This is a genomic window from Pseudidiomarina marina (assembly GCF_044807045.1).
Lineage (GTDB): Bacteria > Pseudomonadota > Gammaproteobacteria > Enterobacterales > Alteromonadaceae > Pseudidiomarina > Pseudidiomarina marina.
This window is the reverse complement of record NZ_CP085233.1, coordinates 846,838-859,572: the sequence shown is the minus strand read 5'-3', so window position 1 is coordinate 859,572 and position 12,735 is coordinate 846,838. Positions and strand designations below refer to the sequence as shown.

Sequence of the window (12,735 nt, the reverse complement as noted above, 5' to 3'; positions counted from 1 at the left end):
CTGCCTCAAGGAGTTCGCCATGGCGGGCATGACAATTTCAAAACTAACAAAAATGAAAGCTGCCGAGGACAAAATAGTCTCGGTAACCGCTTATGATGCATCCTTTGCCAAGCTCTTTGCGAGTTGTGGTATGGATTTTATGTTAGTTGGTGATTCACTAGGGAATGTGATTCAGGGGCAAGCGACGACGTTGCCAGTTACCGTTGAACAAGTTGCCTATCATACCGAAGCGGTTCGCCGTGGAGCGCCGGATGCTTTCGTGATGGCGGATATGCCATTCATGAGTTACACCACACCTGAACAGGCATGTCATGAAGCCGCAAAATTAATGCGTGCAGGTGCTAACATGGTGAAGCTTGAAGGTGGCGAGTGGCTACTCGAAACTATCCGCATGCTCGTTGAACGAAGTGTTCCTGTCTGCGCGCACCTTGGGCTGCTACCACAATCGATCAATGTACTTGGCGGTTATAAGGTTCAAGGGCGTGAGCAAAGTGCTGCCGAAAATACAGTACGCCAAGCGCTTGCGCTGCAACAAGCGGGCGCCCAAATGTTGGTTTTAGAGTGCGTTCCAACCGAACTCGGTCAACTTATCAGTAGTAAATTATCTATTCCAGTTATTGGCATTGGCGCAGGCCCTCACACTGACGGCCAGATACTCGTCATGCATGATATGTTTGGTCTGAACAGCGATTATCTACCCAAGTTTGTTAAAAACTTTCTCGCTGAAGCGGGTGATTTATCAAGTGCCGTTGAGCTTTATATTAAACAGGTAAAAGACGGTACCTTTCCTGGCCCAGAGCATTCATTCGAGTAATCACTATGCAGCTTTTGAAAAGTCTTGACGAGCTTCGCGGTTGGCGTACTCAATTAAAAGGTACCGTGGCATTAGTACCAACCATGGGCAACCTGCACGAAGGCCATTTAAAGTTAGTGGATCTAGCCAAGCAACACGCTGATCATGTTGTAGTAAGTATTTTCGTAAACCCCATGCAGTTTGGCGCCAACGAAGATCTTGATAGTTACCCACGCACTCTTGATGCGGATTGCATCGCCCTTGCCGAACGCAATGCAACAGCGGTATTCGCACCTACGGTTGCAGATGTGTACCCGCGGGGTCTCGAACAGCAGACATTTATTGAAGTTCCTGGCATTTCGGAAATCTTGTGCGGCGCCAGCCGACCTGGCCATTTTCGTGGTGTGGCGACTATTGTTGCCAAGCTATTCAATATGGTGCAACCTGATGTTGCCATATTCGGCGAAAAAGATTTCCAGCAACTACAAGTCATCCGCTTAATGACGCGTGATTTAAGTCTCCCAGTAGATATCATTGGCATGCCGACCGAGCGAGCTAACGATGGCCTCGCCTTGAGTTCACGTAATGGTTATTTGTCGGCTGAGCATCGTAAAATAGCACCGATTATCTATCAAACGTTGCAACACGCGGCAGCTGAGATTCGCTCTGGTGCAGCGCCCGAAGCAGCTCTTAGCCATGCTCGAAAGCATCTTGAAGACAATGGCTTGCGCATTGATTACTTGGAGCTACGGCGACGCGATGACCTAGCGCCAGCGCAAGTGACTGACCCGCAACTGGTTTTGCTTGTCGCTGCTTACCTTGGCAAAACGCGATTAATCGATAATCTGCAATTCGATCGTTAACGACCGTGGGGTTCGCGAACCAGCCCCAATTCACGCAATTCGGTATATAACGCCCCGCGTAAGCTCATCGCTTGCGCGGCAATCTCACGCTGCTCTTGCAACACTTCTTCGAGCATTTCTTTAGTTGTTAATGGGTTGGCCAATACCACACGAAACACCACGGTTGGCTCCCGATGATACTGTGCTGGTGTAAGTTTCGTCCGAGACACGAACGAGCGACCGGTTTCGCGCTGACGTTTTTGAATAAATCGTGTAAGCGCATTTAAGTGCGGCATAATTCGACGTATTTGCTCAGCACTCGCTTGCTTTAGAAGAGGCTTTACTTTCGCAGGAACAAATCGATACGTCAGTAAACAAAGCTCTGGTTCGGTGATGAGCTCAAAATCGTCTTGTTGCTTAATCAGCTCTGCAAATTCTTGCGCTTTTTCGATACTTTGATCGATTAGGAGTTCATAACCACGACGCCCCATCACGTGCATGGCGGAATAGACCAACATGGCCATACCTGGACGCGAGCCTTCCATAGTATGCGCGCCAAGATCTTTCGAACCGTGGCGAATGACATACTCGGCATGATGTTCGATAGCGCGAACCATGCTCGGATCTTTAAACAGCACCATGCCGGCACCCATCGGTACATACATCTGTTTATGCGCATCAATCGTTACACTGTCAGCACGTTCTACGCCGCGCAACAAATGACGATGGCGGTGTGATAACAATGTCGCACCACCCCATGCGGCATCGACGTGAAAGTGAGCGCCCACTTCCTCTGCTACATCAGCTAATTCATCAAGTGGGTCGATATGACCGGTTTCGGTGGTTCCACCAACCCCCACAATCGCGAGTACTCGGCCACCCTCTGCGGTCACTTTGTCACACGCTTCGCGTAACTTATCGATACGTATTCGGTTATTTTCGTCGGTCGGTACCGCGATTAAATTGCGGCGTCCAATGCCCAGTACATCGGCCGCTTTACTTAATGAATAATGCCCGCGCTCAGAGACCATAATCGTTAAACGTTTGTACCCGTAATGAGCTAAACCAGCGGCTAAACCTTCTGCGGCGATGCCAGCGAAGTCACCGTCAGGTTTAAGCGCTAGGTTACGTGCAACCCACAATGCCGTGATGTTGGCTATTGTGCCACCCGAACACATAGCGCCGAGTGAGTGCTGTGCACTATGCATCCAGCGCTGATAGAAGCTCTCGTTTTGCTGATACACCAAATGGTGCAACATACCTAAAACATTACGCTCTAAGGGCGTAAACGCTTTTGAAGTTTCTATTTTCACTAAGTTTTGATTCAGCCCAACCATTAACTTTGCCAATGGCAATAGGAAATACGGCAGGGCCGATGTCATATGGCCAATAAAACGTGGCGATGACGTGTGCACTGAGTGCGCAACCAGGTTGTTGAGTAAGAATTCCGTGTGGTCAGAAACATAACGGGGTTCTTCTGGGATTTCGCTTGAACTAAAATTTTGCTCAATTTCATGCAGCGGTTTTTCGCGCGCAACAATATGCTCACCTAAGAAGCCCATGAGGTTTTCAGAAAGGTGTTTCTCGATTTTGCCTAGCGTTGAATCTGGCGCTTCGGGAATTGTAAAAATTTTCAGTAACGCCTCTTGGCTTACTTCTGCAAAATTGTTGTCGCTCAAACAAATATCCTTGTGATTACTGAACCCTTGATGTTACTAAACCCTTTTTATTACTAACAAGGAAGCGCTCTATTCTGCCTCGATTGCAGAAAAATATCGACCATCTTCGGGTAACTGAGCTTCTAGCTCCCAAAGTTGCTGGCCGCTACGTTGGTATTTTCGCTCAAACGGCGTGATCGGCTCATGACGGGCAAGCAGCGGCGATATTGACGCACTGCAATTGACCAACGCTAAGCTACTCGCCACTTCAGTCAAGTAAGTCACCCAATTGGAACGCATCACTAAACGCCCACCCAGCCCTAACACATACGGCCAAACTGGGCTACCGTGCCAACGGCGCCCAAAGTGAGCGGCCTTTGGCCAAGGGTTTGGATACAAAATGTAATGCTCATGAAGCTGCCAGTGGGCTTCTACTGCTAAACGCCAGAAATCATGCAAATCTGCACGAACAAGAATATAACGCTGGCCTGCTGCGGCATTTTGATAATGCGCATGACGGCCGAGTCGATGTGCTGATTTATCCACACCAATCACAAGGGCCTCTGGATTCTGTTCGGCAATGTATGCGGTACTTTCACCAACGCCACAGCATGAATCGAGAATAATTGGTCCTTGCCAATCGGCAACGAGCTTCTGCACTTGCGCAAAAGCTTCACGATTATGTTCTTGTATCGGTTTGCGAAACGGCGATCGCAAATGACGCATGACAACCGCAACTAAGTCTTCGTGGTTACCATGCTGATTGGTTGTAACTGGCCTAGATTCTTTATTCACGAACGAATACCTGCGCCACGCTTCAATAACATGTATGCGGTGATAAACAACACCAGGTTAAAGCCAATAATCACTGCCAAAGCGACGCCGACGTTGACGTCAGAAACACCCAAGAAGCCATAGCGAAACGCATTGACCATGTACAATACAGGATTTGCTTGTGCAATGGTTTGCCAAATTCCCGGTAGTAATTGGATACTGAAGAAAACCCCGCCCAGATAGGTGAGCGGGGTTAATACAAATGTTGGCACAATCGAAATATCATCAAATGTCTTCGCATGAACTGCGTTTATTAAGCCACCCAATGAGAATAAAGTTGAAGTGAGAATGACAGTGATAACCAAAATTAATAGGTTATGAATATTTACGTTCTCAACAAACAAAAACGACACGCACGTAACGATTATCGCAACAATTAGTGCTCGAGCTAAACCACCGCCTACATAACCCCCAATAATTACCGCAGGGGAAACTGGGGCAACGAGCATTTCTTCAATATTGCGTTGAAACTTCGCACTAAAAAATGACGATGCCACGTTCGAATACGAATTCGTGATCACCGACATCATAATTAAGCCAGGTACGATGAATTCCATATATGGGCGTCCGCCCATTTCACCGATGCGCTCACCAACAATGCTACCGAATATCACAAAGTACAAGGTCATGGTGATGGCTGGTGGAACCAATGTTTGTACCCAAATACGTAAAAAGCGCGTGCACTCTTTAATCCAAATTGTTTTAAGCGCAATGTAGCTAATAGATGATTGCATATTAAGCCCCCGCAGCCGCTGGCTGACGGCCCTTTTCGACTAGGTTTACAAACAATTCTTCAAGACGATTTGCCTTGTTTCGCATGGAAAGCACAGTGATTTTTTGCTGGCTCAATTGCTCAAAAACACGATTTAATCCTTGGCTTTTCTCAACATCAACTTCAATTGTATGACCGTCGACGATTCGCCATGTAAACCCTTCGAGGGTCAAAGCTTGAGTCGTTTCATCGTTGTCATTTGGCGCCAAATCAAATACAAAGGTTTCCATATTAAGCGTGGCTAGAAGACGTTTAATCGAGGTGTTTTCGATAATGGTTCCTTGGTCAATTATCGCAATATTACGACACAAGGTTTCCGCTTCTTCGAGATAGTGTGTGGTTAAGATAATGGTAATACCCTGCTTATTAATATCTTCAAGGTAGTCCCACATGCTACGCCGTAGCTCAATGTCTACGCCGGCCGTTGGTTCATCTAGAATGAGTAGCTTTGGTTCATGTAACAAAGCACGTGCAATCATCAAACGACGCTTCATACCACCTGATAACATACGCGCCGGACTATTGCGTTTATCCCATAAGCTCAATTGTTTAAGGTACTTTTCTGAACGCTCTTTCGCAACTTCGCGTGGTACACCGTAATAACCTGCTTGGTTAACAACAATCTGTTGTACCGTCTCAAATTGATTAAAATTGAATTCTTGTGGGACTAACCCGATTTGGCGTTTCAGATCACTCAACTGCGTATCAAGATCAAAACCGAAGACTGTTACTTGTCCTTCGGTTTTATTAACTAATGACGAAATGATTCCGATGGTTGTAGATTTACCAGCGCCGTTCGGGCCAAGTAATGCGAAAAAGTCACCTTCTTCAACATCCAGATCAATCCCTTTAAGCGCAATCTGACCACCTTTGTAGGTTTTCTTTAAACCACGAATTGACAATGCTTTCATAGATTATTTTGACTCCTCGCCGTATCCCCAGCGTGGTTGCAATGTTTGTTCTAAGCCGAGATGGTCCAAAATGCGGGCCACCACAAAATCCACTAAATCGTCGATTGATTCCGGCTTATGATAAAAACCTGGCGCAGCTGGCATTATGGTTACACCAAGCAGCGCTAACTTGTGCATATTTTCTAAGTGAATTGCAGAGAGTGGCATCTCGCGCGGCAGTAAAATAAGTTGACCGCGTTCTTTGATCACAACGTCAGCAGCTCGCTCAATCAAATTATCGCTACTACCATGCGCAATTGCCGATAGCGTGCCTGTTGAACAGGGGCAAACGACCATTTTTTTCGGCGCTGCCGAGCCAGATGCAACGGGAGAAAACCACTCCTCTTTGCCGTAGACGCGCAACTGCTCAGGCGCCACCTTAAAGTGTTGCTGCATCGCCTCGCTCATCGCTTGCGGCGAAGCTGGTAGTTGCCAATCAAGTTCAGTTGCAAACACGACACGTGCCGCACTCGACATCAATACATGCACTTGCTGCTGTTGAGCTAGTAAACACGCCAACAAGCGCACGGCATAAGGCGCGCCCGAAGCTCCGGTGATCGCTACGGTAATGCTTGATTGGGTCATGATTATTCCTTAGCTATTTACTTACAACGACGCTTTTAAGCCATCAAGCAAACGTTGATGAATATTGCCAAAACCGCCATTACTCATGATCACAATATGATCGCCTGTACGAGCCTGACCGATAATCATCTCGAGTAGCTGTTCAACTGAGTTTCCTACCTGTGCTCGTGGCACTTTCTCTGAAACCAACCATTGTACCTTGTCTGGCTGCAGCATAAAAATTTCATTCGCTTCACTTAACGCATCATCGAGTGCATCCGCCATGGTACCAAGCTTCATGGTATTCGAACGCGGTTCTAATACCGCGATGATGCGTGCATCATCAACACGTTTACGCATACCAGCGAGCGTGGTGGTAATTGCCGTCGGATGATGAGCAAAGTCATCATAAACTTTAATACCTGCTACCTCGCCCAGTAATTCAAGGCGTCGTTTAGTATTTTTGTACTGTTGAAATGCTTCAGCGCTTACCGAAGCTGGCACACCCACATGATGCGCAGCGGCAATTGCCATAAGGCCGTTATATACGTTGTGTTGCCCAATTAAAGACCACTCAACAGTCGCTTGTTTTTCACCGCGATAGAAAACATCAAATGAACTACCGTCAGCGTGGTTTAATTGCGCATGCCACTCACCGTTGACACCAATCGCAACTTTCTCGCTCCAGCAGCCTTGTGCTAAGACTTGCTGAATCGCTTCCTCGTGCTCAGGGTAAAATATTCGGCCGTAGCTAGGCACTACCCGCACTAAGTGATGAAATTGGCGTTGAATAGAGGCTAAATCTGGGAAGATATCGGCATGGTCATATTCGAGGTTATTAAGTACCAATGTACTTGGACAGTAGTGAACAAACTTCGAGCGCTTATCAAAAAAAGCCGTATCGTACTCATCGGCTTCAATAACAAAGAAATCACTCTCGCCCAAGCGCGCTGATTGCTGAAAATTAGCCAGCACTCCGCCAACCAAAAATCCCGGTTTCATACCAGCATATTCCAACAACCACGCCAGCATACTCGAGGTTGTGGTTTTGCCATGTGTACCGGCAACGGCTAAAACCCATTTGTGCTGAAGTAGCGCATCATGGAGCCATTGCGCCCCTGATGTGTAAGGAATTCGCTGGTTCAACACCGCTTCAACGGCCGAATTTCCTCGACTTAACGCATTGCCGATAATCACTAAATCGGGCCGAGGCTCGAGTTGGCTTGGCTCGTATCCTTCAATAAGTTCAATACCAAGTTGGCGTAATTGGTCACTCATCGGCGGATAAACTTGGGCGTCACTCCCCGTCACTTTATGACCAAGCTGCTTCGCCAGCGCCGCAATGCCTCCCATAAAGGTGCCACAGATTCCAAGAATATGAATATGCATGGGTTTCACTCAATTTTTTATCGTGATGATAGTGTACCACGGCACATTCAAACGACGACAATCTGGGCAGGCAATTTGCTTAAATTTGCGGTAAACTTAGCCGCGTTAAATACTCGGTTCGCAACTAACAAGTAATTTCACGAGGGTTCCATGCAACGCCTAATCCCGACCTTACGTAACGACCAGGTCGACGAAGCTCTGATATCAGTCATTAATTCTTTGCAAATTTGCGCGAAGGAGATTTCTTTTCGTGTTGGTCAGGGTGAGTTAGCCGGTGTGCTTGGCTCGACGCTTTCGGAAAATATTCAAGGCGAAACGCAAAAAAAGCTAGATATCTTGTCGAATCAGCTTATTAAAGAAATCTTATTAGAATGCCAACATGTTCGTGCCGTTGCCTCTGAAGAAGAAGAAGGCATCGTTCTCGGCAGCGACCATGGCAAATACCTTGTGGCTTTTGACCCTCTTGATGGCAGTTCAAACATCGATATCAACAGCATGGTTGGTACCATCTTCTCAATTTTGCCAGTGCCAGAAGACAATAGTGGCGATGTCGATATGTTTTTGCAGCCGGGCAGAAACCAAGTTGCCGCAGGTTATATTCTCTACGGTCCATCAATCATGATGGCATTTACTACCGGTAACGGTTTGCGTATGTTCACGCTCGATCAAACCGTTGGTGAGTTCTTATTGACGAAAAAAGATTTAAAAATAGAACCGGAAACCTCTGAGTTTGCCATTAATATGTCAAACTTTCGTCACTGGCAAGAAGGCATGCAACTCTATGTCGACGATTTGCTAGCCGGTACCAGCGGACCTCGCGCGAAGAACTTCAACATGCGTTGGGTTGCGGCAATGGTTGCTGATGTACATCGCATTCTATGCCGCGGTGGGTTATTCGCCTATCCATGGGATGCGCGCTCTGCAAATAAACCGTACAAATTGCGATTGATGTACGAGGGCAACCCAATGGCGTGGCTGATTGAGCAAGCAGGCGGCGCTGCCCATAGTGGTGAAGAACGAATTTTGGATATTCAGCCAACTGATATTCACCAGCGCGTCGGCATTATCCTTGGCGCCAAGCACGAAGTTGAAACGTGCTTACGGTACTTAGAGGGTTCGCATTCGAGCGACAAGACCGTATAATATCGCCCCATAATTTTATCGTTTTTGAAACAGGAAAAAACATGAGCTTAAGTCACGTTAGCGCAGGTAAAAACTTGCCAGAAGAAGTAAACGTTATCATCGAAATCCCTGCGAATGCAGATCCGATTAAATATGAAGTTGATAAAGACACTGGAACGTTATGGGTTGACCGTTTTATGTCAACGCCAATGTTCTACCCGTGCAACTATGGATTTATCAATGAGACGTTATCATTAGACGGCGACCCTGTTGACGTTTTAGTGCCTACACCGTATCCATTACAACCGGGCTCAGTGATTAAATGCCGCCCAGTTGGCGTATTAAAAATGACCGACGAATCTGGCGAAGATGCGAAAGTTATCGCTGTTCCAGTAAGCAAATTAACGAAAGAATATGACCACATCACCAATGTGAACGACCTTCCAGACTTACTGAAGGCTCAAATCACTCACTTTTTTGAGCGTTATAAAGAGCTTGAAAAAGGCAAGTGGGTTAAAGTTGAAGGCTGGGGCGACATCAACGCGGCGAAAGAAGAGATTGTGACTTCATTCGAGCGCGCGAAACAGAAATAAGCCCTATGCGTGGCACCTGTATTGAACTCAAGCAACTTGAGTTTCGGTGGCCAGGTGCCACACGCCCTCTCCTGCAAATTCCAGAGTTAATCATCACACGCGGTGAACATGTTTTACTGCGCGGTGCCAGCGGTTCCGGTAAATCAACATTACTCAGTCTGATTGCCGGGATACATCAAGCAGCGACCAACCAAGTTTTCGTTTTAGGCCAAGATCTTGGCAAGCTCTCGCAGCGTCAGCGCGACAAATTGAGAGCAAATGAAATTGGCTATATTTTCCAGCAGTTTAACTTACTTCCGTATCTTTCTGCATGGCAGAACGTGGTACTTGCTCAGCAATTTTCACCCGTCCGACGTGAGCGGCTTCGCGAACATTCTGAAAGCCACAAGTATCTTGCGAAGCAATTGCTTCAACAACTCGGATTAAATGCAGACGAGTTAGAGCGCCCAGCTCATCAACTGAGTGTTGGGCAGCAGCAACGTGTCGCGGCAGCACGAGCATTATTTGGCAATCCTGCATTAATTATTGCTGATGAACCGACCTCGGCGCTCGACGCCGATCATCGCGACAATTTTATCGAAATACTTTTCGACGCTTGTAAGAAGCACGGTACAACACTTCTATTTGTCACGCATGATGGCAGCTTGGCACATCACTTCGATCGCGCGATTGAGCTTGCTGAAATCAATACCGCAAACGAGGAGGCGATATGATTCGTCTTGCTCTCGCTAGTCTCGCGAATCGCAAAGCGAGTGCATGGTTAACCATACTTGCCATCGCCGTTAGTACACTGTTGCTGCTTGGTGTTGAGCGCGTGCGTACACAAACCCAAGAAAACTTTGCTAACACCATTTCAGGAACCGACCTGATTGTCGGCGCCCGCACTGGGTCAACTCAGCTTCTGTTGAGTAGTGTCTTTCATATTGGCGCAATGAATAACAGTTTAAGCTGGCAGAGCTATGAATACCTGCAACAGCTTCCGGGCGTCGCGTGGCATATTCCGATGGCCTTGGGTGATAGTTTCTCGAGTTATCCGGTCGTCGGGACAACGTCCGCATTCTTTGAGTATTTTCAATATGGCAATCGAAAAGCACTTCAATTAAGTCAAGGCGATATTTTTCACGACGATGACACCGATGCGGCTGTACTCGGCGCAGAAGTTGCACGTCGACTTAATCTCAATATTGGCGACGAATTAACCATTGCACATGGCTCGGGTGGTATTAGCTTTAGTGATCATGATACGCATCCCTTCATTGTGCGAGGCATTTTGGCACCGACAGCGACACCGGCTGATCAAGCTCTGTATATACCGCTAGCCGGACTTGGCTTGGTTCACGGAGAAATCGTGGAAGATGAACAGGCTCACGACCATGATCATGATCATGCCCATGAACAACCCGTTTATACACTGAGCGCTGTTCTATTAGGGTTATCCAACAAACCGCTAGCGCTAAGGTTACAACGTCAAATTAACACCTACGAGGGTGAGCCGTTAACCGCGATTATGCCTGGGCTTGCGCTAACCGAGCTATGGCGCACGTTGAATCTATTCGAAAAAGCATTGTTTGCAGTATCAGCGCTCGTCGTTGCGACAGGCTTATTGGGCATGCTAACGACCTTATTAGCAAGTTTACGAGAACGACGCCGCGAAATGGCGGTCCTACGATCTATTGGAGCCGGCCCGTTCACCATATTTGGCTTACTAGTTAGCGAAGCATTTTTACTGGCAGTTGCCGGCATCGCGCTCGGCATTTCAATTCTATTTTTGATTCTTGGTTTCGGTGCCGACTGGTTATTGATAAACACTGGAATGCTTTTACGTGCAACACCGTTAACAGCGGTTGAGTGGATCTTTGCTGGGGCGGTGCTTGTTGCTGCCATACTATTAAGTTTTATTCCGGCATGGCGAGCATATCGCAATGCCTTAGCTGATGGACTCACGATTCGATTATGAAACTAATTTCTGCTGTATTCCTAACAACTCTACTCTGTTTTTTGGCCCCAACCTTACATGCCGAAGAATATAAAACTACGCACTGGAAAGAGCTTGTGCCTGAAGGGTACAAGCCACCGCCTGTGCGTAGCCAAGCCTTTTATGATGCGAACCCGGAATTAGCCATTCAGCCAGAGTTAGACGCTCCAATGGTCGAAAGCTTGGATGGCAAGAAAATTAAAATTCCTGGTTATGTTGTGCAATTAGAAGGTGACGCAGAGAAGGTCACCCAATTTTTACTGGTTCCATATTTCGGCGCGTGTGTTCACGTTCCACCGCCGCCACCGAATCAAATCGTGCTAGTCGATTTCACCGAGGGTGTTAAGTACGAAGATACGTTTGATGCCGTTTGGGTAGAGGGAACAATCGAGGTAAAACGGGTAGAAGGTGATGTCGCTGTAGTCGGCTATCGTATGACCGCCGCTACAGTGACACCGTATTACTAAATTAAGGGTATTTCTGGTTTAGAAATGGACTTCTAAGCCCAAATATGGCCCTTTAAATTGAAGGTCTGAGTATATCCCGTCTAAATCATCAAGTTCGATGGTGATATCGCGGTAGCCCAACTGTAAATTCACGTCGACCGCTAAATTCTCAATTACCCGATATTCAATACCGGCTTCAATGTCACGTACACTGCTATCATCGATGCTTATTGCGTTCGCTAAGCCATAGACAGTAAGTGGAGTCGCTGGAATGCCAACACGCAACTGCGCGTAACCGGTTGGGATCCAACCATCACTTTCTAATGAATTTTCAGATTGCGCATCACGAACCGCTAATAAACCATCGACTTTCTTACCTGTAACGCCAAGGTCAAACGATAGTAAGTCGTTATCAAAAATCTCGTAATAAAGCGTCACATCGGTGTGGCTTAAATCAATTGAGCTGGCGAGCGTTGTTCCTGCTGCATAACCTTCGCCGTTATAGGTAAAGTCTTCGGAGAGCGTCACCATTCCTTGGGTTGATAACTCATTATCTCGAATCTTGATATTCGGTAGCAACGGAATTGGATGCTCGAACGCGAGATACAGACTGTTTTGCTTTTCGTCGGCGAAGCCAAACGATTGATTACCATCGCCTGAGCCAAAGTTACCGGTATTTTCAGTATCCCAGATTTGGCCACCGGCGTAGATGCCGAGTAACGTGTCTGCCTGAGCAGCACTAGAGAATATGAACACTGGAGCAAGAATAGCTACTGCAATTTTTTTCATGGATGTGA

The 12,735-nt window shown here is 47.0% G+C and carries 14 protein-coding genes; 7 read left to right on the top strand and 7 right to left on the bottom strand.

Annotation, left to right across the window (positions count from 1 at the left end; all coding sequences use genetic code 11):
* Nucleotides 1-19: 19 nt before the first annotated feature.
* Both panB and panC read left to right on the top strand, forming a co-directional pair.
* Complete coding sequence (gene panB / locus LG272_RS04105) at nt 20-814, top strand: 3-methyl-2-oxobutanoate hydroxymethyltransferase (protein ID WP_404409765.1); 795 nt, start codon at nt 20-22, stop codon at nt 812-814.
* Nucleotides 815-819: 5 nt separating this feature from the next.
* Nucleotides 820-1,656, top strand: a complete 837-nt coding sequence (gene panC / locus LG272_RS04100; RefSeq protein ID WP_404409764.1) for a pantoate--beta-alanine ligase — start codon at nt 820-822, stop codon at nt 1,654-1,656.
* Here the strand turns inward: panC and panP are convergent.
* The 6 genes from panP to mpl form a co-directional block, all read right to left on the bottom strand.
* On the bottom strand, nt 1,653-3,314 hold the full coding sequence (panP, locus tag LG272_RS04095; RefSeq protein WP_404409763.1) for a pyridoxal-dependent aspartate 1-decarboxylase PanP: 1,662 nt from the start codon (nt 3,312-3,314) through the stop codon (nt 1,653-1,655). The genes panC and panP overlap by 4 nt on opposite strands.
* Nucleotides 3,315-3,383: 69 nt before the next feature.
* Entirely contained in the window at nt 3,384-4,088 is a 705-nt protein-coding gene (locus LG272_RS04090) for a tRNA (guanosine(46)-N(7))-methyltransferase TrmB (protein ID WP_241968022.1), read from the bottom strand.
* Nucleotides 4,085-4,861 carry an ABC transporter permease gene (locus tag LG272_RS04085; protein ID WP_404409762.1) on the bottom strand — a complete coding sequence of 259 codons (777 nt, stop codon included), beginning with the start codon at nt 4,859-4,861 and terminating at the stop codon, nt 4,085-4,087. The genes LG272_RS04090 and LG272_RS04085 overlap by 4 nt, the downstream gene beginning before the upstream one ends.
* A gap of 1 nt (nt 4,862) precedes the next feature.
* Nucleotides 4,863-5,810: an ABC transporter ATP-binding protein gene (locus LG272_RS04080; protein ID WP_126760374.1), complete on the bottom strand. Its 948-nt coding sequence runs from the start codon at nt 5,808-5,810 to the stop codon at nt 4,863-4,865.
* Between the two features lie 3 nt (nt 5,811-5,813).
* Nucleotides 5,814-6,434 (bottom strand): flavin prenyltransferase UbiX, encoded by a 621-nt coding sequence (locus tag LG272_RS04075; protein ID WP_198678615.1) that lies wholly within the window; start codon nt 6,432-6,434, stop codon nt 5,814-5,816.
* A 21-nt stretch (nt 6,435-6,455) separates the two neighbouring features.
* The gene (mpl, locus tag LG272_RS04070) at nt 6,456-7,802 is read right to left on the bottom strand and encodes a UDP-N-acetylmuramate:L-alanyl-gamma-D-glutamyl-meso-diaminopimelate ligase (protein WP_126760376.1); all 1,347 of its coding nucleotides are present in this window, start codon (nt 7,800-7,802) and stop codon (nt 6,456-6,458) included.
* 150 nt (nt 7,803-7,952) lie between these two features.
* On the opposite strand from mpl, the gene LG272_RS04065 reads away from it, so the two are divergent.
* Genes LG272_RS04065 through LG272_RS04045 form a run of 5 tightly spaced genes read left to right on the top strand, consistent with a single transcriptional unit; the run spans nt 7,953 to nt 11,959 of the window.
* The gene (locus tag LG272_RS04065) at nt 7,953-8,945 is read left to right on the top strand and encodes a class 1 fructose-bisphosphatase (protein WP_126760377.1); all 993 of its coding nucleotides are present in this window, start codon (nt 7,953-7,955) and stop codon (nt 8,943-8,945) included.
* Nucleotides 8,946-8,986: 41 nt separating this feature from the next.
* Entirely contained in the window at nt 8,987-9,517 is a 531-nt protein-coding gene (ppa, locus tag LG272_RS04060) for an inorganic diphosphatase (RefSeq protein ID WP_126760378.1), read from the top strand.
* Between the two features lie 5 nt (nt 9,518-9,522).
* Entirely contained in the window at nt 9,523-10,230 is a 708-nt protein-coding gene (locus tag LG272_RS04055; RefSeq protein WP_404409761.1) for an ABC transporter ATP-binding protein, read from the top strand.
* On the top strand, nt 10,227-11,474 hold the full coding sequence (locus LG272_RS04050) for an ABC transporter permease (protein ID WP_404409760.1): 1,248 nt from the start codon (nt 10,227-10,229) through the stop codon (nt 11,472-11,474). The genes LG272_RS04055 and LG272_RS04050 overlap by 4 nt, the downstream gene beginning before the upstream one ends.
* On the top strand, nt 11,471-11,959 hold the full coding sequence (locus LG272_RS04045; RefSeq protein ID WP_126760381.1) for a DUF3299 domain-containing protein: 489 nt from the start codon (nt 11,471-11,473) through the stop codon (nt 11,957-11,959). Before LG272_RS04050 ends, LG272_RS04045 begins: the two co-directional genes overlap by 4 nt.
* 18 nt (nt 11,960-11,977) lie before the next feature.
* Here LG272_RS04045 and LG272_RS04040 read toward each other — a convergent pair whose 3' ends face one another.
* On the bottom strand, nt 11,978-12,727 hold the full coding sequence (locus LG272_RS04040) for a TIGR04219 family outer membrane beta-barrel protein (protein ID WP_404409759.1): 750 nt from the start codon (nt 12,725-12,727) through the stop codon (nt 11,978-11,980).
* Nucleotides 12,728-12,735: the final 8 nt, after the last annotated feature.